22 protein-coding genes are annotated in these 23,862 nt (G+C 39.0%); 12 read left to right on the top strand and 10 right to left on the bottom strand.

All coding sequences use genetic code 11. The features are described 5' to 3' along the window. Window positions 1-13 precede the first annotated feature (13 nt). The 3 genes from KHA88_RS14035 to KHA88_RS14025 all read right to left on the bottom strand — a co-directional run bounded on the left by KHA88_RS14035 (window position 14) and on the right by KHA88_RS14025 (window position 4,706). Window positions 14-1,189, bottom strand: coding sequence for an acetyl-CoA C-acetyltransferase (locus KHA88_RS14035; RefSeq protein ID WP_213098002.1), 1,176 nt, complete (start codon window positions 1,187-1,189; stop codon window positions 14-16). A gap of 27 nt (window positions 1,190-1,216) precedes the next feature. Then, complete coding sequence (locus KHA88_RS14030; protein ID WP_213122244.1) at window positions 1,217-3,643, bottom strand: 3-hydroxyacyl-CoA dehydrogenase/enoyl-CoA hydratase family protein; 2,427 nt, start codon at window positions 3,641-3,643, stop codon at window positions 1,217-1,219. Between the two features lie 145 nt (window positions 3,644-3,788). After that, window positions 3,789-4,706, bottom strand: coding sequence for a proline dehydrogenase family protein (locus tag KHA88_RS14025; RefSeq protein WP_213122243.1), 918 nt, complete (start codon window positions 4,704-4,706; stop codon window positions 3,789-3,791). Between the two features lie 148 nt (window positions 4,707-4,854). Between KHA88_RS14025 and KHA88_RS14020 the strand changes: the two genes are divergently transcribed. The 5 genes from KHA88_RS14020 to KHA88_RS14000 all read left to right on the top strand — a co-directional run bounded on the left by KHA88_RS14020 (window position 4,855) and on the right by KHA88_RS14000 (window position 9,296). Further along, window positions 4,855-5,130 carry a hypothetical protein gene (locus KHA88_RS14020; protein ID WP_213108046.1) on the top strand — a complete coding sequence of 92 codons (276 nt, stop codon included), beginning with the start codon at window positions 4,855-4,857 and terminating at the stop codon, window positions 5,128-5,130. A 16-nt stretch (window positions 5,131-5,146) separates the two neighbouring features. Continuing rightward, window positions 5,147-5,494 (top strand): spore coat protein, encoded by a 348-nt coding sequence (locus KHA88_RS14015; protein WP_249306045.1) that lies wholly within the window; start codon window positions 5,147-5,149, stop codon window positions 5,492-5,494. A gap of 123 nt (window positions 5,495-5,617) precedes the next feature. Next, window positions 5,618-7,132, top strand: coding sequence for a spore germination protein (locus tag KHA88_RS14010; protein WP_213122242.1), 1,515 nt, complete (start codon window positions 5,618-5,620; stop codon window positions 7,130-7,132). A gap of 21 nt (window positions 7,133-7,153) precedes the next feature. After that, complete coding sequence (locus KHA88_RS14005; RefSeq protein ID WP_213098007.1) at window positions 7,154-8,248, top strand: GerAB/ArcD/ProY family transporter; 1,095 nt, start codon at window positions 7,154-7,156, stop codon at window positions 8,246-8,248. After that, a complete protein-coding gene (locus KHA88_RS14000) occupies window positions 8,238-9,296 on the top strand; it encodes a Ger(x)C family spore germination protein (RefSeq protein ID WP_213098008.1) in 1,059 nt (352 codons plus the stop codon). Before KHA88_RS14005 ends, KHA88_RS14000 begins: the two co-directional genes overlap by 11 nt. 96 nt (window positions 9,297-9,392) lie before the next feature. Here KHA88_RS14000 and KHA88_RS13995 read toward each other — a convergent pair whose 3' ends face one another. After that, complete coding sequence (locus KHA88_RS13995) at window positions 9,393-10,568, bottom strand: FtsW/RodA/SpoVE family cell cycle protein (protein WP_213108043.1); 1,176 nt, start codon at window positions 10,566-10,568, stop codon at window positions 9,393-9,395. Window positions 10,569-10,756: 188 nt separating this feature from the next. Between KHA88_RS13995 and KHA88_RS13990 the strand changes: the two genes are divergently transcribed. Continuing rightward, window positions 10,757-11,074, top strand: a complete 318-nt coding sequence (locus KHA88_RS13990; protein WP_213108042.1) for a thioredoxin family protein — start codon at window positions 10,757-10,759, stop codon at window positions 11,072-11,074. A gap of 61 nt (window positions 11,075-11,135) precedes the next feature. On the opposite strand, the gene KHA88_RS13985 is transcribed toward KHA88_RS13990, so the two are convergent. After that, window positions 11,136-12,596, bottom strand: a complete 1,461-nt coding sequence (locus tag KHA88_RS13985) for a phospholipase D family protein (RefSeq protein WP_249313124.1) — start codon at window positions 12,594-12,596, stop codon at window positions 11,136-11,138. A gap of 175 nt (window positions 12,597-12,771) precedes the next feature. Here KHA88_RS13985 and KHA88_RS13980 point away from each other — a divergent pair, with 175 nt between their 5' ends. Further along, window positions 12,772-12,918, top strand: coding sequence for a lmo0937 family membrane protein (locus KHA88_RS13980; RefSeq protein ID WP_213098011.1), 147 nt, complete (start codon window positions 12,772-12,774; stop codon window positions 12,916-12,918). A gap of 50 nt (window positions 12,919-12,968) precedes the next feature. Here the strand turns inward: KHA88_RS13980 and KHA88_RS21020 are convergent, their stop codons facing one another. Next, complete coding sequence (locus tag KHA88_RS21020; protein WP_430413708.1) at window positions 12,969-13,094, bottom strand: GNAT family N-acetyltransferase; 126 nt, start codon at window positions 13,092-13,094, stop codon at window positions 12,969-12,971. 424 nt (window positions 13,095-13,518) lie between these two features. Here KHA88_RS21020 and KHA88_RS13975 point away from each other — a divergent pair, with 424 nt between their 5' ends. The 5 genes from KHA88_RS13975 to opp4C all read left to right on the top strand — a co-directional run bounded on the left by KHA88_RS13975 (window position 13,519) and on the right by opp4C (window position 19,351). Next, entirely contained in the window at window positions 13,519-14,502 is a 984-nt protein-coding gene (locus KHA88_RS13975) for an ABC transporter ATP-binding protein (protein ID WP_213122241.1), read from the top strand. Beyond that, window positions 14,499-15,527: an ABC transporter ATP-binding protein gene (locus KHA88_RS13970; protein WP_213098013.1), complete on the top strand. Its 1,029-nt coding sequence runs from the start codon at window positions 14,499-14,501 to the stop codon at window positions 15,525-15,527. Before KHA88_RS13975 ends, KHA88_RS13970 begins: the two co-directional genes overlap by 4 nt. A 147-nt stretch (window positions 15,528-15,674) precedes the next feature. Then, entirely contained in the window at window positions 15,675-17,342 is a 1,668-nt protein-coding gene (locus KHA88_RS13965; protein ID WP_213098014.1) for a peptide-binding protein, read from the top strand. A gap of 135 nt (window positions 17,343-17,477) precedes the next feature. Continuing rightward, window positions 17,478-18,428, top strand: coding sequence for an ABC transporter permease (locus KHA88_RS13960; RefSeq protein WP_213098015.1), 951 nt, complete (start codon window positions 17,478-17,480; stop codon window positions 18,426-18,428). Window positions 18,429-18,439: 11 nt separating this feature from the next. Beyond that, complete coding sequence (gene opp4C, locus KHA88_RS13955) at window positions 18,440-19,351, top strand: oligopeptide ABC transporter permease (RefSeq protein WP_213098016.1); 912 nt, start codon at window positions 18,440-18,442, stop codon at window positions 19,349-19,351. A gap of 74 nt (window positions 19,352-19,425) precedes the next feature. On the opposite strand, the gene KHA88_RS13950 is transcribed toward opp4C, so the two are convergent. The 4 genes from KHA88_RS13950 to KHA88_RS13935 all read right to left on the bottom strand — a co-directional run bounded on the left by KHA88_RS13950 (window position 19,426) and on the right by KHA88_RS13935 (window position 23,715). Continuing rightward, window positions 19,426-19,971, bottom strand: coding sequence for a hypothetical protein (locus KHA88_RS13950; protein WP_213098017.1), 546 nt, complete (start codon window positions 19,969-19,971; stop codon window positions 19,426-19,428). A 206-nt stretch (window positions 19,972-20,177) separates the two neighbouring features. Beyond that, window positions 20,178-22,046 carry a PTS fructose transporter subunit IIABC gene (locus KHA88_RS13945; protein ID WP_213122240.1) on the bottom strand — a complete coding sequence of 623 codons (1,869 nt, stop codon included), beginning with the start codon at window positions 22,044-22,046 and terminating at the stop codon, window positions 20,178-20,180. After that, a complete protein-coding gene (gene pfkB, locus KHA88_RS13940; protein WP_213122239.1) occupies window positions 22,043-22,966 on the bottom strand; it encodes a 1-phosphofructokinase in 924 nt (307 codons plus the stop codon). Before pfkB ends, KHA88_RS13945 begins: the two co-directional genes overlap by 4 nt. Beyond that, the gene (locus KHA88_RS13935) at window positions 22,963-23,715 is read right to left on the bottom strand and encodes a DeoR/GlpR family DNA-binding transcription regulator (protein WP_213098020.1); all 753 of its coding nucleotides are present in this window, start codon (window positions 23,713-23,715) and stop codon (window positions 22,963-22,965) included. The genes pfkB and KHA88_RS13935 overlap by 4 nt, the downstream gene beginning before the upstream one ends. Window positions 23,716-23,862 lie beyond the last annotated feature (147 nt).

Here is a 23,862-nt window from a genome sequence, read left to right as displayed (position 1 = left end):
GATCCTCCTATTCTTAGATTAATTCAAAAACTCCTGCAGCCCCCATACCGCCACCAATACACATCGTGACAACGCCAAATTGTACATCCCTTCGCTTCATTTCATGCGCAAGTGTCAGTGTAAGCTTCGTACCTGTGCAGCCTAGCGGATGACCAAGAGCAATGGCGCCACCGTTCACATTGACGATTTCTTCATTAATACCGAGTTTTCTGATGACTTGGATTGACTGTGAAGCAAACGCTTCGTTTAATTCAAACAAGCCGATATCGGAAAGTTCTAATCCAGCTATTTTTAATGCCTTAGGAATGGCTTCAACGGGGCCAATTCCCATAATTTCCGGTGGTACACCCGCTACAGCAAAGGACCTGAATTTGACCATCGGCTTCAGTCCAAGCGAATTTGCTTTTTCACGGTCCATCACCATCACCGCCGCCGCTCCATCGCTCGTTTGCGATGAGTTACCAGCCGTTACCGACCCTGTTGCCGAAAAAGCCGGGCGAAGTTTTGCGAGAACTTCCATATTCGTGTTTGGACGGACTCCTTCGTCCGTTGTAAATTCAATATTACTTTCCTTTAGCTTATGGTCAGCCCCCACAGTGCGAGTGGTAATCGGAACTGTCACGATTTCATCATTAAACTTACCTTCAGCTATTGCTTTTGCCGCCTTTTGATGACTGCGAACCGCAAATGCATCTTGGTCTTCGCGCGTAATACCGAACTTTTTTGCTACTTGTTCAGCCGTATGGCCCATTCCCATATAATATTCAGGAGCCGTTTCTGCAAGTCTAATATTTGGACGGACGACATGCCCCATCATCGGTACAAGGCTCATAGACTCTGCTCCTCCGGCGATGATTGTGTCCGAAGCCCCAAGCATAATTCTCTCCGCAGCATAGGCAACCGATTGCAAGCCTGATGAACAATAACGGTTAATTGTAATCGCCGGCACAGTATCCGGAAGACCTGCAAGTCCGCCGATATTCCTTGCCATATTAAGCCCTTGTTCAGCTTCAGGCATGGCACAGCCAAAAATTAAGTCATCGATATTGCCTTCATAATTCCCGGCGCGTTTGATTGTTTCTTTCACCGCCAATGCACCAAGATCATCTGGACGCGTATTGGCAAGTGTTCCTTTTTTCGCTCTACCAACCGGCGTTCTTGCACCGGCGACAATGACTGCTTCACGCATGTTGTACTCCCTCGCCTTCTAGTAAACTTAGTTTCTCAGTGGCTTGCCTTTTACAAGCATATGCTGCATCCGCTGTTGTGACTTCGTCTCAGCAACAAGACTTAAAAATGCTTCCCGTTCTATGTCTAACAAATATTGTTCATCAACCTCTGTTCCATATGGCACCTTTCCTCCCGCAATGACATAGGCGAGTTTTTTGGCAATTTTCATATCATGGTCAGAAATATAGCCGGAGAGACGCATCGCTTCTGCTCCTAGCAGCAAGGTCGCATATCCCGTTTCCCCTGTGACAGGAACTTTTTCCCGTATAGGCGGTTTATATCCTTGTTCATACATTGCAAGAGCGACTTGCTTTGCATCATACAGTAAATGGTCGCCATTTATGCTGATCCCATCAGCTTTGTTAAGAAATTGATTTACCGCTGCTTCTTCAGCTGAAGTCGATACTTTTGCCATAGCGACCGTTTCAAACACCTTGTTCGCAACTTTTTGCAGGTCGAATTCAATTCCTTTTGGCATCTCTTTTAATGTTTTAATATATAATTCTTTATTTCCTCCTCCACCTGGAATGACACCGACGCCAACTTCAACAAGTCCCATATACGTTTCCATCGAAGCCTGGATATGAGCTGTCGGCAGACAGACTTCAGCGCCGCCGCCGAGCGTCATGCCAAATGGGGCAGCGACAACAGGCTTGCTACTATATTTAATTTTCATCATCGCCTGCTGAAATTGGCGAACGACCATATCGACTTCGAAAATCTCATCATCTTGTGCGGCCATCAAAATCATTGCTAGGTTAGCACCGACACAGAAGTGTTTCCCTTGGTTTCCGATGACGAGACCTTTATATTTTTTTTCCGTTTCTTCAACTGCATAATTGATCATTTGAATAATATCAAAGCCAATCGCATTATTTGGTGAATGGAATTCAAGCAGAACTACACCATCGCCTATATCTATTAAACTTGCACCACTATTTTTCTTGAGCAATTTCCCTTGTTTTTTTAATAGCTTTAAATCTATCTCTTTCGGATTTTTTATAATTTCCCGATATTCACCATTGGAATAATAATATTCTTTTCCATTTTCCTCTTTATAAAAATTGGAATATCCTTGGGCTAGCATTTCTTTAATCCATGCTGGAACGGTCATGCCTTCCGCTTCCATCTTTTGAATAGATTTCTCAACACCGATCGCATCCCACGTTTCAAATGGGCCCATCTTCCAGCCGAATCCCCATTTCATCGCCTGATCGATGGAAAGAAGATCATCGGCAATATCACCAAGCAGTTCTGCCGAAATGGCCAATACAGGAGCCGTGATGTCCCAGAGGAGTTTACCAGCCTTATCAGCTGAGTATACAAGCGCTTTCATTTTTTGCGCTGTTCCTTTTACTTGCTTCGACATTTCCAGCCCCGGCGTTTTTAGCTTTTTCTGTTCTTCATACTCCATCGTTTCGGGATTGAGTTCAAGAATAGCTTTACCTTTTTTCAGGTAAAAACCTTGCCCTGATTTGCTGCCAAGCCAGCCGTTTTTATGCATTTTCTTCATAAATGCAGGAACTTCAAATACTTTTTGCTCTTCTCCTTCAACTTGTTCATAAACATTATTAGCGACATGAATAAACGTATCAAGGCCAACAACATCTAATGTGCGAAATGTAGCGCTTTTCGGACGGCCAATGAGTGTGCCGGTAATCGAATCTACTTCACCAATACTGAAGCCGCCTTTCAGCATTTCCCGCACAGTGACAAGCAGTCCGTAAGTTCCAATGCGGTTGGCGATAAAGTTTGGTGTATCTTTTGCAATGACCACACCTTTCCCAAGCACATCCTCACTGAATTTTCTCATAAATTGAAGTACTTCTGGATCTGTTTTTGCAGTCGGTATGATTTCGAGCAATTTCAAATAACGCGGTGGATTGAAAAAATGCGTACCCATAAAATGCTGCTGGAAGTTTTCTGACCGTCCTTCGGCCATCGCTTCCACCGAAATACCAGACGTGTTTGAGCTGACCATACTTCCCTGTTTCCTAAATTGATCCACTTGTGCAAACACTTGCTTTTTGACTTCGAGGTTTTCCACCACAACTTCAATAATCCAATCCACATCCGATAACTTATTCAAATCGTCTTCGAAATTCCCAGTTGTAATCAATGCAGTATTGTCTTTGTGAGTAAGCGGAGCCGGTTTTTGTTTTAAAAGCTTTTGGACTGCAGTATCCGTAGACCGGTTTCGAACAACTTGATCTTCCAACGTTAAGCCTTTTGCTTCTTCATCAGCTGTCAACTCTTTCGGAACGATATCTAGGAGAAGCACTGGAATGCCAATGTTCGCAAGATGTGCGGCGATTCCCGAACCCATTACTCCGGATCCTAGAACAGCTGCCTTGTTAATGCTATACGTCAATGAAAATACCTCCTTTAAAACGTTGAATGAACACTCATTCATTTTATGATTAAAAAATTTTCCCTATGAATGAATGATGATTAATCTTAATATATCGAATTTCCCATTTACTTGCAATCCGAAAATCACAAAAATAGCAAATTTTCTAAAAGTAGTTCTGCTTGATAAATCAAGCAGAACTGGCACCTCATTTATTAAATATGCCTTTTAAAACAAAAGCGACATTCGCAGGTCGCTCTGCAAGCCTGCGCATAAAATAGCCATACCAATCGGTTCCATATGGTACATATACACGCATTTTATACCCTTCTTTCACAAGCTCGAGTTGGCGCTCAATCCTTATGCCATAAAGCATTTGAAATTCAAATTGATCATTTGGGATATGATTGTCCTTTACGAATTGTTTCGTAAATTGGATCATTGCTTCATCGTGAGTGGCAATCGCCGTATAATGACCATTTAATAAGTGCATTTTAATGATTTTTTTGAAATTTTCATCGACATCCGCCTTTTCAGGAAAAGCGACTTCTGGTGATTCTTTATAGGCACCTTTTACGAGTCGAAGATTAGGTGAGTAATCGCTCAAATCAATCATATCCGTCTCCGTACGATATAAATATGCCTGGATGACAGTGCCAATATTATCGTATTCCGTTTTTAGTGTTTTAAAGATTTTTAAGGTTTTCTCACAGCGAGCGAAATCTTCCATATCAATCGTTACAAATACACGATTTTCCTTTGCCACATCCATTATTCTCCGCATATTTTTAAAGACGAGCTCATCGGATATGTCCATGCCCATAGAGGTAAGTTTTAAAGACAACTGGGAATCAAGCCCTTCCCTACCTATTGCTTCAATCGCTTTAATGGAGTTATCAGCCATTTCATTTGCTTCCTTTTCGTTATCAACAAATTCTCCCAAATAATCAATCGTTACAGATAACCCTTGTTTGTTTAAATCTTTAATCACATTGAATGCTTGTTCTCCTGTTTCCCCTGCCACAAACCTGGCAGCGCCAAAACGCAATCCATACTTTTTGGCTAACCTCGTAAAGAATCTATTTTTTGATAAAAATAAAAATAAATTTCGTAAGTAATGTTCCATGGTGAACTCCCCCTACACACTTTCTCTATTGAAAACCCTTTCAATTGTATCATTTTTTCATCATTTTGTGTTGGCTTTTACTTATATGTACATAAAAAAAGAATCAGCAGGCATGCTATATATGTAAAAGCAAAGGAGGAAACCCTTTATGCAAAATCAACAAATAAATCAGCAACCACAAAATCAGCAAAACGTCATGCAACAGCCGCCACACGTGATAACAACGAAGGATTTTGCTTATATCAATGACATGCTGGCGTGGAACTTGCTGGCAATGAAAAAAGCTCATTTTGCAGCTACCCAGTGCCAGGACCAACAAATCAAAACAGTCTTGGATTCTTGCGGTCAAATGCATCAGCGTCATTACGAAAAAATCCTTTATCATTTACAAGAAAAACAGCACTCCAATAGTGTAATGCAATAACAAGGAGGTAGATCGTATGCAAAACCAAAATCCAAATATGCAAAAAATCCAAAATCCAAAGACACAAGTCCCTAAAACCCCACAGATGAATGAGCGCGATTTTCTAAATGATATGTTAGCCACTGAAAAGTACATGACTGACGCTTATACAACTGCACTACATGAAGCAAGTCATCAGCATCTATATGAAGATTTAATGGCGATCTTTAACGAGACACAGCAAATGCAGCGTAATCTCTTTAATGAGATGTTCCAAAAAGGCTGGTATAAATTTGAAGCACAAGATGCACAAAAGATTCAGCAGTCATACCAGCAGCATGCGGGCTATTCATCTCAATTTCCGTACGGCGGGCAAGTACAATAATACTTTTCAAAAAGAAGCGGCCTGACTTGCTTCTTTTTTTTTACCCAGTTTAAGCCCGCATATTTTGCCCAGTTCAGGAAACTATAGGAATTAGTGGATCCATGTTCCGGAGATGATAATAAGATGAATTTATTCTTTAAGCATAAAAAAAAGAAGGCCGAATCAAAAACGAGTCAATCCGAAGCACCTCTTTCTTCTCTTTTAGAGCAATTACATAAATCTAAAGATTACATGCAGTCAAAAGCTACTAATCAGCGTACGAATGTCAAATTTTCAATCGAATATTTTTCCACCTTAGTAAACACCAGCATTATCGCGGAAGATATTTTGCCTTATTTGCTCGAAGGGGAATTTCATACGCTTGCGGATTTATATAACTTGGTCCCAACTGCCCAAGTCTTTGTTACTTCTGATACTGCCCAAATCGAAAATAAGATACTGACCGGTTGTATATTAATCAAAATCGAAGGTGATGACAAAAAAGTGGCCCTACTTCCAGCAACCGCGGAAGTTGGAAGAAGTATTGAAACATTAGATATTGAGTACACGATTGAAGGACCAAGAGCGGCGTTTGTTGAATCGATCGATCAAAATATTAATCTGATTAGGACACGCATTCCGGTCAAAGAATTAGTTATTGAAGAATTAATTGTTGGGACATTCACGAAAACACGAGTCGCCATCATTTATCTCGACGGTCTTACCAATATTGAAAATATCGATACGATGAGACAAAGAATTAAAGAGATTGATATGGACCAGATAACTGATAGCCATTTTATTGAGGAAACAATTGTGGGGAATCATAATTCGCCTTTCCCTCAACTGATAAGTACAGAAAATCCTGCAAAAGTAGCTAGTGATCTTGTGGAAGGAAAAGTTGTTGTTCTCGTTAACGGCTCGCCATTTGCACTTTTGGGGCCTACAACCATCATTTCGTATTTTGTTTCTTATGAAGATTATTTAAATAATTGGGTTTTGTCCACTTTTATTAGGCTTTTAAGAATTATTGGGGTCACTTTTTCGATATTGGCCACCCCATTATATGTTGCGATATTAACGTATCATCCTGAAATCATACCAAAGGATTTAATGGCTCCACTAGTAAGTTCACGGGAAACTGTTCCTTTCCCACCAATTTTAGAAGCTCTTTTTTTAGAATTCAGTATTGAGTTACTGCGGGAAGCGGGTGCGCGTCTTCCGACAAAAATTGGCCAGACGATTGGTATCGTCGGCGGTATAGTCCTTGGTACCGCAGTGGTAGAGGCAGGCTTGACGAGTAATGTTTTATTGATTTTCGTCGCTCTTGGTGCATTGGCGGCATTTACTACACCTGTTTATAAAATTACTTCGACCATTCGGATTATCCGCTTTCCTTTTTTACTTTTCGCTCAATTATGGGGGCTGCTCGGAATTGTTTTTTGCATTTGTTTCTTTTTGACGCATTTAATCCAACTTACATCCCTTGGGAGGCCTTATATGGAGCCAATTTATCCTCCCCGTTTCAATGATCTAAAAGATTCAATCATTAAAGCCCCGTTTGCCAAAAGATATAAACGTCCTGGATATTTGCAGACTCAACAGCCTATCCGCTTCCGGCCGAAGGACGCAAATAAAATGAGGGATATTGATGAATGAAAAAGGTGGAGGCAATAAGTAATGGATTCTATACCTAAAAAGCAACAAATTGCACCTTTTCTTGTCTTCTTCGTCATTCATTCGGTACAGATCGGCATTGGTATTCTCGGATTCCAACGTGAGGTTGCCAACAGTGCCGGTTATGATTCTTGGATAGCCGTTATCATTGCAACACTCGGTACAACTATTGTTTTATTTATTATTTTCAAAGTTATTGAATTGGGGAAGGGCGATTTAATCCAGACGCATTATTTTGTGTACGGAAAAATTTTCGGGCGGCTTTTTAATGTGGTTATCGCCATATATTTCACTGCAATAGTGATTGGGGTTATCCGGACGTATATTGAAATTCTCCAAGTATGGTTTTTTGAAGATTTAAGTGTTTTTTGGTTCACTTTCAGTTTTTTACTGCTTGCTATATATATTGTAAATGGCGGTTTCAAAACGATTGTTGGGATATCATTTTTTAGCGTTATCCTACCTATATATGTTTATTTTACATTTTTATTTGCAGTGCCGTATTCCGATTACACCGATTTTTTACCTGTACTCGATCATTCGTTAAAATCAATTATGAAAGCATCCTTTCAATTATCCCTTTCTTTTATTGGATATGAGGCACTACTCATTTTTTATCCCTTCATTCAAGATGGGAAAAAAGCAAAAAAATGGGCTCATTTAGGAAATTTAGCGACCGGATTTATATATTTATTCATTATTTTTATCTCTTTCGGCTATTACAGTGAACCACAATTGCGACATATTATTTGGGCAACCATATCCATTTGGAAAATTGTGAAGCTATCCTTCCTTTGGCGCTTTGAATACATTGGCATCGCTACGTGGTTTCTCGTGATTTTACCGAATATTTGTATCCCTTTATGGTGCGCCAGCAGAATAATGAAAAAGACAATCAAAATTACCCAACGAAAAGCCTTAATTGGGATTTCTATTGTAGTACTAGTCCTTACTTCCTCACTATTCCAAACAAGAAAACAAATTAGTGCATTCCTTCAACTGCTCGGGAATGTAGGGGTCATTATTAATTTTATTTATATTCCCCTTTTATTACTGCTCGTTTTAATCGCAAGGAAGGTGAAAAAAGGTGAAAAATAAATACATCATGTATCTTTTGCTGCTACCTTTTTTATTTGGATGTGTTCATACAAAAATCATTGATGAATTAGACTTAGTAACTATTGTCGGCATTGACTTTATTGATGATAAAATGCAGATAACAGCTATTTATCACTATTACACACCAGATAAAAAAGTAGAGAATAAAAGGTTAGAAATGACCTTAAACAAAGATGAGGATATTAGCGATCATTTGGACCGGGAAGCAAACAGACCCGTCATGCTTGGTGACATAGATGTAATTGTCATCGGTAAAACAGTCGCTGGGAAGGGAATGTATCCTGTCATCGATACATTGCAAAGAAGAGCGGATATGGGTGCCAGGCTATATATAGTACTGACGGAAGAGCCGGTTAGGGAACTGCTCTCGGGAAATTACGAAAATAAGGGAAATGGCCAGTACATTTCCAAATTGATCGAACATAATGTGGACTATCGTGACATCCCGAAAACGAATTTACATTTGTTTGCCTCTGATTTTTTTCAGAAAGGAAAGGGCGCTTACTTACCGATTTTGAGGAAAAAGGGGGAAGACAAGCTTCAAATTATCGGGCTTGGTATTTTCGACGATAAAAAGCTTGTTCACTCAATACCTGCAGATCAGATGTTTTATTTTAAACTTTTAGTCGATCAACATAATAAAAGCAGCATTAATGTAAAGATTGGCAAAAATAGTGCAATCGTGCACGATGTTAAAACAAAAACGTCTATTTCCACAGATTATGATACGTTAACTGTTCATATAGACTATAAATTGAGAGGAGTCGTTGAAAGATATACAGGCAAAAGAGTGGATCCTAAAACGATTGAAAAAATTAAAAAGGGATTTGAAAAAAAGGTTGAAGCCGAATGTTTACAATTACTTAAGGATTTTCAAGAAAGGAAGATTGACCCTGTTGGCATACAGCGCAAATTTATGCAGCAAAACAGAGATTTTGACGACAAGAAGTGGAAGGATCAATATGCAAATGTAACGTTCAAAATTCATTCAAAGGTAATCATTACCGAATCTGGTACTGTGGAATAGAAAAGCGCTAGCGCCCATTTAGCGACGTTTCATAGCTAGACGTATATCTTCCGATACGAAAAGAGAAGGTTGCCCCTACTTTGGGACAGCCTTCTCTCATTCTTCCTCAGAAGAAAACATATATTTCTTATAATGGTACTGAATGGATAAGATGATGCCCATTGCAAGCATATTGCCGAGTAAAGAACTTCCTCCGTAGCTAATAAAAGGAAGTGGAATTCCTGTGATTGGCAACAAGCCAATAGTCATTCCAATATTTTGGAACACATGAAAGGCAATCATGCAAATCACTCCTACACAAATGTAGGAATAAAACGGATTTTTAGTATTCAAGCCTGTTCTGGTGATTTGATAGATTAACATAAAAAACAAGCTGACAACAATACTTCCGCCAATAAATCCAAACTCCTCGCCAATCGTACTGAATATGAAGTCGGAATGACTTTCTGGCATATACACTTCCCTGTTTCTAAAACCTTTTCCACTCGTTTGACCCGAACCAATCGCAAGTAAAGATTTTACAAGTTGAAATCCTTCATTAGATTGATATGTGTATGGATCAAGCCACGAATAGATCCGTTTAAACTGGTATTGCTGAACGCCAATGTATTTCAGTAGATGCGGTTTCGCTATTGCGAAATACATGACCGTTCCACCTACTAAAGAGACGATAGTAAATATAGGCACCAAAAGCTTCCAAGTAATCCCTGATACTAATACAATTCCTAGGAAAATGGCGAGAAAAACGAGTGACGTACCAAGGTCAGGTTGTTTCATGATGAAAGCTACCGGCAAAGCGACAACCACGCCAATTTTAATCATCAGCCAAAAATCTGTTTTAACTGACTTCACAATAAACTTCTGATGATGGTCCGCTGCAACTTTGGCTAGAGCGAGAATGGTAAAGACTTTCATCAGCTCAGATGGCTGAATTGCCCCAACTCCCTTGATGACAAACCAGCTTTGCGCTCCATTCCTAATAGGAGTAAACGTTGTATTAGGGGCGAGAAATAAAACAATTAATAATAATAAGCCAAATCCATACATATACCAAGTGATTTTTTGTAGTTGTTCAGAATCAAACTGAATCATGACAATAATCACAATCGTGCCGATTACATACCACATGACTTGTTGCAAAAGAAAATTCGCTACATATTGACCTGTTGACTGTGAACTATATATAGCTGCGAAGCTAACGATCGCCATTAGCATTAATGATAAAATAATTCCATAATCAATTTTCGGGATTAGTTTGTTTTGAGAAGTCATCACTTCGTCTCCTCTTTATCTATAAATTGCATACATAAAAAAATGTATACATGTCATCTTAACATTATACCGAATCTGAGGAAACATAAAAAGGAACAAATTAAAGAACAATTGTATAGGAGAACAAAGTCATAAAAATTGAATCAAGTAGACATAACTTTTACAATGAGAAAAAAGGAGGTTTATCAATGGAAGCAATTAAAAGTAATGAGCAGTTTGAAGAAATTATTTCAAGCAATGAACCTGTCATCGTAAAGTTTGAAGCGGACTGGTGTCCTGACTGCAAGCGAATGGACATGTTTATCGGAGATATTGTTGAAGCGAACAAGCAATATACATGGTTTGAAATGGACAGAGACCAATTCCCGGAAATCGCTGAAAAATATTCAGTGATGGGCATTCCAAGCTTGTTGATTTTCCAAAACGGCGAAAAAACAGCACACTTGCATAGTGCCAAAGCAAAATCCCCTGAACAAGTAAACGAATTTCTAGACAGCGTTAAATAAAATGTGGACAGGTTCAAATGAACCTGTCCCTCCTACTTTTCCTTCCATTGAGAGTCCCCTCTCAGTAAGTAGTAAAATAAAGCCATTTTTGAAGTGTATAGACGAGCCGTTGCATCGGCGTGAGAACATCTTGATATGCTTCAAAGTCCAAGGTAAACTCGCCGTCCATATTTTCCCACTGCCGTTTGAAATAATGGTCGAGACCTTCCACCATTTCAGAATCGGCAGGTGTTTTTATTAAAAGATTCGTCTCAAGATTAAAATCATCCATATTTCTTGTTGTGAAATTTGTTGATCCACCAATGATCACAGATTCATCATTCTTTTTTATATACAACAGCTTTGGATGATATTGTTCCTCCGTCGTATTATACCAGCGGATGCCAATCTGCCCCTCTGTTTTTTCGTTCAACTCCCTGGCAACTGGTCTGTTCGGCAATCCCGTTTTTTTCGCGCCAAAAGCATTTTCGTTCGGATCCAAAATTAGTTTTATATTTACCCCCCTTTCATTTGCAGCCAAGAGTGCTTCAATCACTTGTCGTTCAGCTAAGTAGAACATGGCCATCCAAATCTCATCATTTGCATTAGTGCTTTCAATTGCCTCGATAACGGCTCGCGAAACCTTCCCTTCGGTAATAAGCTGTACACGAATGTCACCAGATTCAGATGGTTCGCGATTTTTTTGATAATCTGGCAATTTTCGTCCGCCAGCTAAATTAGCTGCAGCTTGTTCTGACTTAAGTAGATCGCCAATAATCGGACCATTTACTTGGAAACCAATATTAGAATGATTGGCACTCGCATCATGAGGGTTGCCAGATAAAACGAGCGCTGTTTTATCTGTTGCAACTGTTTTACGATGATTCGCTTTAACATTCAATAACTTTAAATACGAGCGAATCGTCATGTCAGGTGCTTGGTCAGCCATTAAATTCGGAATACTTCCTTTTCCTTGTTCTCCAAACCATTGAATGAACATCCTCCAAATAGCAGAATATAGAGGATTCGAATCTCTCAACGTATTTACATTTGTAATTAATACATCTATATCATTTTCCTTAAGTTTTTCAAACTGCCAATTATGATGCGAACCATATGATGTATTTATTTCATCTGTTATGACTACAATCTCTATTTCAGGATTTTCCAGCTTCTTATGAATTAATTTTTCCGTTAAGGTAGAACTTAACTTTGGAAAACTCAGCTCATGATCGTAATAGTCATTGTATAGAAAAAAGTCCAAAACAATAAATTGATCCGCTTCATCAATTGCTTGAAATACACTTTTGAAAATCTGCTGCTCTTTTTTCAATTGCTTTCCATCTTTATATGTCAAATCGTATAAAAAGCGAACTTCATCAGCTGGTAAATAGTGAATTTCCCCTTCATATGAAGTACCCTCAGGCAGCGTTTTATTCTCATGATAAATAATTGTCCCAATATAGATAAGAAAAAATAAACTAAATGCAATAACTAAAACTTTCCCTTTCATGCCGAGTTTATTTTTATACCAGTTGATCATCCATTAACCCCCAAGCTTCGTCCTCAATACCTTGCTATTCCCCTTTTCTTTTCATCAAAAACTCTCGTTAATCCCCTTCCAAGTTTCACCTTTTTAAAAGATAGAGGTTTCAATTATTTCTTAATGGGTAATTTATAGTTAAGCAATAAATACAGCAAAAGAAAGGACTTTGATTATGCTTTGGACGATAATTGGTATTTTAGTTGTTCTATGGTTGCTTGGCTTTATTACTAAAGTTGGCGGTGGATTAATCCATATCTTGCTCGTAGCAGCAGTAATCGTATTTATTTTCAACCTCATATCAGGCAGACGTACGGGATAAAGAAAGGCCGCTCTCAATCGAGAGCGGCCTTTTCTAAATGTAAAATCATATCAATATCCATCTAATTCAGGATAAGGACCATTCTGTTCCACAACAAAAACATTTACTCTTTCCTGGCAAATTTCATATAATTCAGTCGTTGATAATTCATCAAAGGTTTTCAAAATCCAATTCATATCGTTCTCCATCCTTTTAACTATAAACTTTAATTCAAATATACTAATAAAGACTCGTTATTTTATTAGTATATTATTGAATATTATGATAATCTAGGAAGAAATGCTGGATTTCACACTAAATTTTAGTCAATTCGAAAAAAGCAAACATTTAAGCAACTATTTTTTCTCAATATTCACGATTAAAATTTATTAGAAAAGTTCAAATAGAGGTATAAGTCATACCAATAGTGCCAAAAAAAGCTATTGTTTTCGTAATTAATCTGTAATATTATACATATAGATGGACCCCTTTACAGAAAATTTTAATATATTGAAATAGTACTTTTTCTTTTAAAAGGCTTACATTTTCGTTTTTTTAATATACAATCTATTAATATCGTAATTATTTAGATAGTTTAGAAACAAGGATGGTGACTATAGATTGGCAACTTTGCTGGAAGTCAAAAATTTAAAAACGCATTTTTTCAATAGAAAAAAAGTTATCCCCGCTGTAGATGGCGTTGATATTAAGATCAATAAAGGTGAAACTGTCGCGCTTGTTGGTGAATCTGGCTCTGGAAAGAGTATCACTTCTCTCTCTCTCATGAAATTGATTCCGAGCCCACCGGGAAAAATTGTCGATGGTGAAATATTATTTGACGGTACCGATTTGGTAAAATTATCGGAAGAGGAAATGTGCCATGTTCGCGGAAATGATATTTCAATGATTTTCCAAGAACCAATGACATCTCTAAACCCTGTGTTGACGATAGGGGAACAAATTAGAGAAGTGCTTATGTATCATAAAAAAATGTCTAAAAAAGAAGCGACCAGAAAAGCAATTGACTTATTAAAAATGGTCGGTTTTTCGCGCGCAGAGGAAATTATTAATGATTACCCTCACCGTTTATCTGGTGGAATGAGACAGCGGGTCATGATTGCAATGGCAATGAGCTGTGATCCAAAGCTGCTGATTGCCGATGAACCGACAACTGCACTCGACGTTACAATCCAAGCGCAAATATTGGATTTAATGAAAGAACTTAGTGATAAGTTTGACACATCGATTCTTATTATTACGCATGATTTGGGTGTCGTTTCGGACATTGCTGATAAAGTACTCGTGATGTATTGCGGACAAGTCGTAGAAGAAGCGCCTGTCGATCAGCTTTTCGACGAACCTCTTCATCCGTATACTGTCGGCTTAATGGAATCTATTCCTTCCGTTGAAGGAGATGCTGACCGCTTAATACCTATTCAAGGAAATGTACCATCACCGGAAAACTTTCCTAAAGGTTGTCGCTTTGCTCCTCGTTGTCCACATGCTTTTGGTCGCTGTCTCGAGGAAGTGCCAAGCTTAATGGCGGTAGACGGAGAACGTTCAGTGCGCTGCTTTTTATACGATAAAGAGGAGGCGAAAGCATGACGACAACAATGGAGAAACAACATAATTTCGTCACCGCTAAAGATTCAGAATATTTGCTAGAGGTAAATAATTTAAAAAAACACTTTCCAATTAAAGCAGGCATATTTCAAAAAACCGTTGGTCACGTTAAAGCTGTCGATGGTATCTCTCTTCATGTAAAAAAGGGCGAAACACTTGGGATCGTTGGCGAATCTGGTTGCGGAAAGTCAACTGCAGGCAGAACGCTCATCCGTCTTTACGAACCAACGGACGGAAATATTATTTTCAAAGGTAGAGACATTTCCCGTATGTCTGAGCGGGAATTAAGCCGTTCAGTAAGAAAAAACATTCAAATGATTTTCCAAGATCCATACGCATCGATGAATCCGCGGAAAACATTGAAATCTATTTTAAGTGAACCAATGATTACTCATAATATGTATGATCGTAAAACCCGAGAGGAAAAATTGGCCGACCTCTTGGATCGGGTTGGATTTAATCCATCTTTTATTAATCGTTATCCGCATGAATTTTCCGGGGGGCAGCGCCAACGGATCGGTATTGCTCGCGCACTTGCATTAAATCCAGAACTCATCATTGCAGACGAAGCTGTATCAGCACTGGATGTATCTATTCAAGCGCAAATCGTCAACTTGATGGAAGATTTGCAGGAAGAGTTCGGTTTAACTTATATTTTCATCTCTCATGACCTCAGTATCGTTCGCCATATTAGTGATCGTGTCGGTGTAATGTACTTAGGAAAAATGATGGAATTGGCTAAAAAGTCTGATTTGTATGACGACCCGCTTCATCCATATACACAAGCATTACTTTCCGCCGTACCGGTTCCAAGGAAAAAAGGTACCGCTAAACGGGAACGAATCGTTCTAAAAGGTGAACTTCCAAGCCCGGCTAACCCGCCAACAGGCTGTGTATTCCATACACGCTGCCCTGCTGCAATGGATATTTGCCGCAAGCAGGTTCCAATTTTCCAAGAAGTAAAACCTGAACATTATGTTGCCTGTCATTTATATCAATCTAATTAAGACATAGGAAAAGCTTTAGCACCCCGTTTGCTAGTCCTAAGGCGCTGAAGCTAAACATAAATATATTACTTGAAAGGGGTGATTCATGTTTTCAGCATTTGAAGGTATACAATTTTTCCATGGAAAACAATTAATGGGGGGAAAACAATGAAGAAACCAGCTTGGCTTTTGGTGAGCATGATGCTCGTTCTGTCTATGTTCCTTGCTGCATGCGGTGGGAAAGAAACAGCGAATGAAACGCCTAAGAACAATGACACAGGTAAAAAAGAAGAAGAACCAGCAAAAAACAGTGAACCAGTCGATGGCGGAGATTTAATCATCGGTTCATCAGGTTCACCTACAATGTTTAACAGTCTTTATTCAAGTGACGCAACAAGCTCTGAAATCGAAGGTTTTATTTATGACAGCCTTCTAAGCTCTGATCTAGAATTTAATCCAACAACAGACAATGGAATGGCTGAAACATTCGAAGAGTCTGAAGATGGTCTAACTTATACTGTCAAACTTCGTGAAGGCATCAAGTTCCATGATGGCGAGCCTTTAACTGCTGATGACGTTGTATTCACTTATAATATTCCGTTGAGCAAAGATTATGACGGAGTACGTAAATCTACTTTTGCAAATTTAAAAAGTGTTGAAAAAGTTGATGACTTAACAATTCAATTCAATATGAAACAAGTTGACGCTCAGTTCCCTGTTGAAGGATTTGGCTATGGTATCCTTCCTAAACATATTCTTGGCGAAGTACCTATTAAAGACCTAGGTGAGCATAAGTTCAATACGAAAAACCCAATCGGTTCTGGTCCATTTAAATTTGTTGAGTGGAAAGACGGAGAATATGTTAAAGTAGAAGCTTTTGACGATTATTACGGTGGACGTCCACATTTAGATTCAATTACAATGAAAATTGTTCCTGATAATGATGCAATGATGACACAACTACAAAACCGTGACATCGATTTTTGGGCTGGTATTCCAGGATCTGAAATTGAGTCTGTTAAAGATTTCTCTGACGCTGCAGGTATTAAAATTGAAGAAGGACTCGCACTTTCTTACACGTTCTTCGGTTACAACTTAAGAAATGACTTATTCAAAGACAAAGAAGTTCGACAAGCATTAACACACGCAATCGATCGTGAATCTATTGTTGCGAACATCATGGATGGTAACGGAGAAGTTGCTGACGTGCCTGAAAGTCCATTAAGCTGGGCTTATAACCCTGATGTACCTAAATTTGAGTATGACGTAGAAAAAGCGAAGAAAATGCTTGCTGATGCAGGATGGAAGCCAGGCGCTGATGGCATTCTTGAAAAAGACGGCAAAAAATTCTCATTTGAAGTAAAAACAAACCAAGGTAACAAAATTCGTGAAGACATCACAGTTCTTATTCAAGAACAACTTAAAGAAGTTGGCATTGAAGTAAAACCACAAATTGTTGAGTTCAGTTCTTTAATCGCTGATATCGACCCTGGCGTTTGGAATTTTGACGCAATTGTACTTGGTTGGAGCTTGGGAATTGACCCAGATCCAAGTGGTATTTTCCACACAAATGAAATTGAAGAAGGCTTAAACTTCATCGGTTATTCTAATCCTGAACTAGATAAATTGATGGATGAGCAACTGAAAGAAAGAGACAAAGACAAACGTAAAGAAATGATTGGTAAGATCCAACAAGGCTTGGCTGAAGATCAGCCGTATACGTTCCTATACTATCCAACAGAGTTCCGCGCTATGCCTGCTGAGCTTAAAGGATATGAGTTCCATGCAAAAGATCCGAATTACCATGCAAGTAAATGGTGGTTAGACAAAGAATAATTTGTAATTGAAAAAGGGGAATGGGTTACCCGCTTCCCCTTTTTTCATGTCAGTTTTAATGAACTCCGAAAGATAATATGTCACTTTATGTCGCATATTGACGATAGATTAGGAAGAACGGAAGGAGAAAAGGCTATGATTTCATATATTATTCGTCGGTCACTCATGGCCATCCCTCTACTACTTGGGATTACAATTATATCTTTTTTCATAATTAAAGCGGCCCCCGGAGGACCAACAGCATTATTAATAGATCCTAAGATGAAGCCTGAGGATAAAATTGCACTTGAAGAAAAATATGGCTTAAATGACCCTATTCATGTTCAGTATGGAAAATGGCTTGGACAAATGGCAAAAGGGGACTTTGGAACTTCGCTCATTAGACGTGGTGTACCGGTTAGTGAAATGATTATGAATCGTCTTCCGAATACATTATTACTTATGGGTGTTTCAACACTATTCGCCATCCTCATTGCGGTACCTTTAGGTATCATTTCTTCCATGCGTCCGTATTCTAAACTCGATTATACGGTTACAGTTGGATCTTTCCTTGGTGTTGCTACCCCGAGTTTTTGGCTTGGTCTCATGATGATCATGTTTTTCGGTGTAAAGCTCGGCTGGTTCCCAACAGGTGGAGTTGCCACCCTTAATGCACCATTTAGTATTATGGACCGAATACATCATCTAATTATGCCCGCATTCGTGCTTGCAACTGCCGATATGGCTGCATTAACACGGTATACACGTTCAAGTATGCTTGATGTCCTTCACCAAGACTATATTAGGACAGCAAAATCAAAAGGGTTTAAAGAAGGCAAAGTAGTTTTAAAACATGGACTTCGAAACGGATTGATTCCAATCATCACGATTTTCGGACTGATGCTTCCATCTTTCATTGGCGGAGCAGCTATTACCGAAACAGTGTTTACTTGGCCTGGAATAGGTCGTCTGTTTATTGAATCAGCCTTTACTCGTGATTATCCGGTAATCATGGCGTTGACTGTGATTTCAGCGATTTTCGTTGTAATTGGAAATTTACTTGCGGATATTCTATATGCAATCTTTGATCCGCGGATTGAGTATTAAGGGGGATTAAGATGGCACAAATAAATTCAAATGCAACAATTGATGAGTTGGAATTAAACCCCAATCTACAAAAAAAACCGGATACTCTTACAAAAATATTTTTCCGCAAATTCACAAAGAATAAACTTGCTCTTATTGGGGCAATTGTCTTAATTATAATTATATTATTATGCGTTTTTGCACCATGGGTTGCTCCAATGGACCCTGATAAAACGAGTTTAGCAAAAAAGCTTGCCGCCCCTGGAAAAGAATTTTGGTTGGGGAGCGACCGCTTTGGTCGTGATATTTTTGCCCGCCTTCTATATGGTGGACGAATTTCTTTATTAGTTGGCTTTGCTTCTGTCGCAGGAGCACTTGTAATTGGAACGACGATTGGTGCCCTAGCAGGTTATTACGGAGGAATTATTGATGCAATATTAATGCGATTTGTTGATATAGTCATTTCGATTCCTACGTTGTTCTTGCTCATTACAATCGTTACGATTTTTCAGCCAAGTGTTGATAAGCTAATCATTATTTTTGCTGTCACTTCTTGGACAGGTACTGCCAGACTTGTACGCGGAGAGTTTTTGACATTAAGGTCCAGGGAATTTGTTCTTGCTTCCCGAACGATTGGTACGAGGCCGTCAAAAATAATTTTCAGTCATATTTTACCGAACGCTATGGGGCCAATTATCGTTGCTGCAACCTTGCTGATTGGCGGAGTTATCCTTTCTGAAGCTGCACTTAGCTACTTAGGCCTTGGGATTCAACCCCCTACACCAAGCTGGGGAAATATGCTTGAGGATGCACAAAGCTTCACAGTTATGAAGAAAGCACCTTGGTACCCTGCTTTTCCAGGATTGCTTATATTAATTACAGTACTTTGCTTTAACTTTGTCGGTGATGGTTTGCGTGATGCACTTGATCCGAAGGGTGACTGAGGGCCGGGATTTAATTCCCGGTCTTTTTTTGTATCATGGGTTGTAAAAGTCATTTATTTTTCCGACTTATTATCTTATTCATTTCTCTCTATATTTACGTTTATTTCTTTCAACTTATAATAAAAAAGTGATTGTATTTCATTGAAATAAGCATTTCGATAAAGCCTCATATGGTTGCCATCATTAAACAAAAATTCATATTCCGGAAATCCTTTATTTTGATGATAAATGACTCTATCTAATTCCTCCCAAGAATAAATATGATCGCTTATTGAAAAAAGAGGACTATATGAAATTGCATCATCTGATAAGGATTTATAAGATTGTGACGCTATGAAAAAAGTAATAACACTTAATAATACAAAAACGGTACTTATGATGATGGGAACCTTCCTAATATCTAATATAAAGAGTAACATCGCAGCTATAAATAGAAGCAGGAAGCCAATCCCATAGACAATATAATTTTCTCTCGGTACAAAAACGTCCCAAACTCCTGGTGTATGATGTGCGATATTTGCGATCGTATTGGGCAGAAAGATAAGTAAAAATGGTGAGGCGAGCGCTATACATATCCCAATCGCCATAAAGATGTGTCTCGTCTCGTAATTTCTTTCCATCTCATTCCCCCCTAAGATGATAGTACTATTTAATTATATTTAGAAAATTTAGTATTAGTTAAATTTTAACATAAAATTCTTGTTTTTTTCAGATAAAATATTCATTCATCATAATTTTAGAGGATATGCTCACAAAGCTATTTAACGTTAAAGCAAAGATAAAAAGCACCGGTGCTAAAACCGATGCTTGCTGGGTTTGTTGGTTTTTATTTAACTGGTTTTTTTAATAATCCGACCATGACGGCGGTCACTATTGCTCCTACCAAAATGGCTAAAATATAAAGGATGATGTTCCCTTCTATGACTGGTATGACAAAGATGCCACCGTGTGGCGCAGGTAATCCAATTTTAAATACCATAGATAATGCTCCGGCAACAGCCGACCCCGCCACTAAGGAGGGAATCACCCTCGCTGGATCTGCGGCAGCAAATGGAATGGCACCTTCTGTTATAAATGTAGCACCCATTATATAATTCGTTTTCCCTGCTTCTTTTTCAGATTTCGTAAATTTATTTTTAAAGATTGTCGTGGCTAATGCCAGCCCCAGCGGTGGGACCATTCCCCCTGCCATAATGGCGGCATGCGGCGCATAATTCCCCGCATCAATCATCGCAATCCCAAATGTGAAAGCCGCTTTGTTAATAGGACCGCCCATATCAATAGCCATCATTCCTCCAAGGATTAAGCCCATTAATACAAGATTGCTTGTTCCAAATCCATTCAACCAATTTGTCAGACCGGTATTCAATGCTTTAACAGGGTCGATAATTAAAAACATCATAATGATGCCCGTAAAAAAGATACCAAAAAGCGGAAACAGTAGAACCGGTTTAATGCCTTCAAGTGAAGAAGGTAAACCTGAGAATATTTTTTTCAGCAGTAATACGATATATCCGGCAAGGAACCCGGCAATTAATCCGCCTAGAAAACCTGCCTGGCCTGTCGATGCCATCAATCCGCCGACCATTCCAGGGGCAAGCCCAGGCCGATCTGCAATGCTCATAGCAATGAATCCGGCAAGAACTGGGATCATTAAGCCAAATGCATTTCCACCGCCAATTGTGTTGAGGGCTGCAGCGAATTGATTGTAGGAAGAATCTGCCGGATTAGATGATTGAATCCCGAACATGAATGAAATGGCGATGAGGATTCCGCCTCCGACAACAAACGGAAGCATATTAGAAACACCATTCATTAAATGCTGGTAGAAATAAGATTTCTTACCGCTATTCGCTTTCGATTCATCTTTAGTAGCTCCATCTCCCTGAAATACAGGTGCATCTTGGTTTACAGCTTTTTCTATTAATTCCTGTGGTCGACGAATTCCATCCGCAACAGGTACTTTGATCACATGTTTACCGATGAAACGATTTGTATCCACCTTTGTATCGGCAGAAATAATTACGGAAGCTGCGTTTTGAATATCTTCATCGGTTAATACGTTTTTCGCACCACCAGAGCCATTTGTTTCTACTTTAATTGAAATGCCCATTTCCCCAGCTTTTGCTTTTAGTGAATCAGCGGCCATATACGTATGAGCGATTCCTGTCGGACAGGCAGTAACAGCCACGATGCCTCGTTTGCTAATAGGTGGCGTTTCCACTTCCTCTTGATCGTCATCTTCATCATAGTTATTTATAATCTGCAGGATTTCATCTTCAGATGCCGCTTTTAAAAGCATATCCCGAACTTCTTCTTTCATTAAAATTGTCGATAGACGTGCGAGTGCTTCCAAGTGGGTGTTATTGGCACCTTCAGTAGCTGCTATCATAAAAAATAAGTGAGCAGGATTTCCATCCAATGATTCATAATCTATGCCAGTGACAGACTTGCCAAAAGCAATCGCTGGTTCTTGAACCGCAGTAGTTTTAGCATGCGGAATCGCAATTCCTTCACCGATTCCTGTCGTGCTTTGCTCTTCCCTTTTTAAAATGCTATTTTTAAACTCGTGGCGATCAGCCAATTTTCCAGCGTGGTCAAGCTGGTTGACAAGTTCATCAATTGCCTCATGCTTATCCGTACTTTTCATTGATAGAACGATTGTCTCTTTAGTTAATAGTTGTGTAATTCTCATGCTCCATTTTCCTTTCGTTTAATGACTACTTGCGGCAGGAGTGCCTCTATTTGATCCTTTGTACAAAGTTCGATTGAAAAAGCAGTGGCACTTCCTGATGCGACACCATACCGAAAGGCTTCTTCATATTTTCCTGTCTTCAAAAACTGCGCTAGGAAGCCCGCCACAAGAGAATCACCTGCTCCAACCGAGCTTTTTAATACTCCAGACGGGACAGTCGCAACGAGGACATTTTTCTTGTTAATAAATACTGCACCCATGTCAGCCATAGAAACGACCACATTTTGAGCACCCATTTCTATCAACTTTTTGCCATACGGAATCGCTTCCTCAGGAGAGTGAATTTCAATATTAAATAGTGCCCCAAGTTCATGATGATTCGGTTTGATCAAGAACGGCTTATGTGGCAGAACATTTTTCAACAAGTCCCCTTCTGCATCGGCAATGAATTGAACATCATTTTCACTGCAAATTTGCACAAGTTCCTCATACGTTGTATTGGGGAGCGAAGCTGGTATACTTCCAGATAAAATAAGAAAGTCCCCGCTTTCCAATCCTCGAATTTTAGCTTTTAACTCTTCATATTCTTCTGTTGTAATTTCCGGCCCCTTTGCATTTATCTCTGTTTCTTTTCCCGTATTTAACTTAATATTGATGCGTGTATCCTCTTTGATTTTGACAAAATCAGTTTGGTTATGTTCGATTTGCAAATACTCTTCGATGTAACATCCTGTAAAACCGCCAATAAATCCAAGTGCGGTGGTATCTATGCCCAGTCTTTTTAAAACTCTTGAAACATTAATTCCTTTTCCCCCTGGGAACTTTGTTTCTGATTGAATTCGGTTTAACTCTCCTATATGAAATGGCTCCAGTTGCACCACGTAGTCTATTGATGGATTTAAGGTAAGTGTATAAATCATCCGTTCACGACCTTTATCGTTGTTTTATTTTGATATTGTTGCAAAGTTTCCTGTTCAAGATTGTTCGTAATGATGACCGCTTTCTGGAGATCGATCATTTTAGCAAAAGATATTTCACCAAACTTTGATTCGTCAGCAAGCACATATTTTCGATTAGAAAGTGCAGCTGCTTTTACCTTCACCATGGCTTCTTCCTGATCTGGCGTTGTATATCCAGCTTCATGATGGATGCCGTTCACACCTAAGAAACATTTATCGAAACGATATTGTTCTAGACTCACCAATGCGCCTCTTCCGATGACTGCATTTGTTCCCGGCTTAGCTTGCCCGCCAATGATAAAGGTTGATATCCCCTTTTCAAGTAATGCTCCAATATGCATCAGACCATTTGTGACAACGACTAAATTGCTATGATTGAGGAATTTGATCATTTCAGTTGTGGTAGAACCTGCATCAAGATAAATACAATCGCCCGCATCCACTAAACTCGCAGCGTACCTGGCAATTAACTGTTTTGCATGGAGGTTTTTAGTTGATTTCTCCATCATACTTGGTTCAGACAATTTTCCTTGTAAGTGTGATGCCCCGCCGTGCACCCTCTTCAATTGATTCTCCTCTTCTAGCTGGGTCAGGTCGCGGCGAATGGTTGATTCCGATGACTTTGTTACTTCCACAAGCTCGTGTATTTTAACAGTATCTTTTTCTTTTAATATTTGAAGAATTAAACGATGTCGCTCTGGTGTCAGCAAATGTTATCACCCCTGCAATTATCTTCTTACCTCTATTTTAAGTGGAAGATTAAAAGTTTTCAATCATAAAAGGTCAAAAACAATCAATAGTGATCAAGATGTGAATGTTTTTGATGGATTTTAGTTGTTTTTACCGGATTTTAGCCA

The sequence above is a fragment of the Lederbergia citrea genome, assembly GCF_018343525.1.
In the GTDB taxonomy this organism is placed as follows: Bacteria; Bacillota; Bacilli; order Bacillales; family Bacillaceae_C; genus Lederbergia; species Lederbergia citrea.
Note: the sequence above shows the minus strand (reverse complement) of the source record. Positions and strands in the feature narration are given on the sequence as shown.

What these genes read in the sequence shown, in the direction of transcription:
- KHA88_RS13985 (WP_249313124.1), bottom strand. Translation starts at nt 12,596, where the DNA reads ATGATCAACTGGTATAAAAATAAACTCGGCATGAAAGGGAAAGTTTTA.
- pfkB (WP_213122239.1), bottom strand. Translation starts at nt 22,966, where the DNA reads ATGATTTATACACTTACCTTAAATCCATCAATAGACTACGTGGTGCAA.
- KHA88_RS14030 (WP_213122244.1), bottom strand. Translation starts at nt 3,643, where the DNA reads ATGAATGAGTGTTCATTCAACGTTTTAAAGGAGGTATTTTCATTGACG.
- KHA88_RS13995 (WP_213108043.1), bottom strand. Translation starts at nt 10,568, where the DNA reads ATGACTTCTCAAAACAAACTAATCCCGAAAATTGATTATGGAATTATT.
- KHA88_RS14020 (WP_213108046.1), top strand. Translation starts at nt 4,855, where the DNA reads ATGCAAAATCAACAAATAAATCAGCAACCACAAAATCAGCAAAACGTC.
- KHA88_RS14005 (WP_213098007.1), top strand. Translation starts at nt 7,154, where the DNA reads ATGGATTCTATACCTAAAAAGCAACAAATTGCACCTTTTCTTGTCTTC.
- KHA88_RS13970 (WP_213098013.1), top strand. Translation starts at nt 14,499, where the DNA reads ATGACGACAACAATGGAGAAACAACATAATTTCGTCACCGCTAAAGAT.
- opp4C (WP_213098016.1), top strand. Translation starts at nt 18,440, where the DNA reads ATGGCACAAATAAATTCAAATGCAACAATTGATGAGTTGGAATTAAAC.
- KHA88_RS13950 (WP_213098017.1), bottom strand. Translation starts at nt 19,971, where the DNA reads ATGGAAAGAAATTACGAGACGAGACACATCTTTATGGCGATTGGGATA.
- KHA88_RS13980 (WP_213098011.1), top strand. Translation starts at nt 12,772, where the DNA reads ATGCTTTGGACGATAATTGGTATTTTAGTTGTTCTATGGTTGCTTGGC.
- KHA88_RS14025 (WP_213122243.1), bottom strand. Translation starts at nt 4,706, where the DNA reads ATGGAACATTACTTACGAAATTTATTTTTATTTTTATCAAAAAATAGA.
- KHA88_RS13965 (WP_213098014.1), top strand. Translation starts at nt 15,675, where the DNA reads ATGAAGAAACCAGCTTGGCTTTTGGTGAGCATGATGCTCGTTCTGTCT.
- KHA88_RS13990 (WP_213108042.1), top strand. Translation starts at nt 10,757, where the DNA reads ATGGAAGCAATTAAAAGTAATGAGCAGTTTGAAGAAATTATTTCAAGC.
- KHA88_RS13960 (WP_213098015.1), top strand. Translation starts at nt 17,478, where the DNA reads ATGATTTCATATATTATTCGTCGGTCACTCATGGCCATCCCTCTACTA.
- KHA88_RS14035 (WP_213098002.1), bottom strand. Translation starts at nt 1,189, where the DNA reads ATGCGTGAAGCAGTCATTGTCGCCGGTGCAAGAACGCCGGTTGGTAGA.
- KHA88_RS14010 (WP_213122242.1), top strand. Translation starts at nt 5,618, where the DNA reads ATGAATTTATTCTTTAAGCATAAAAAAAAGAAGGCCGAATCAAAAACG.
- KHA88_RS14015 (WP_249306045.1), top strand. Translation starts at nt 5,147, where the DNA reads ATGCAAAACCAAAATCCAAATATGCAAAAAATCCAAAATCCAAAGACA.
- KHA88_RS13945 (WP_213122240.1), bottom strand. Translation starts at nt 22,046, where the DNA reads ATGAGAATTACACAACTATTAACTAAAGAGACAATCGTTCTATCAATG.
- KHA88_RS21020 (WP_430413708.1), bottom strand. Translation starts at nt 13,094, where the DNA reads ATGAATTGGATTTTGAAAACCTTTGATGAATTATCAACGACTGAATTA.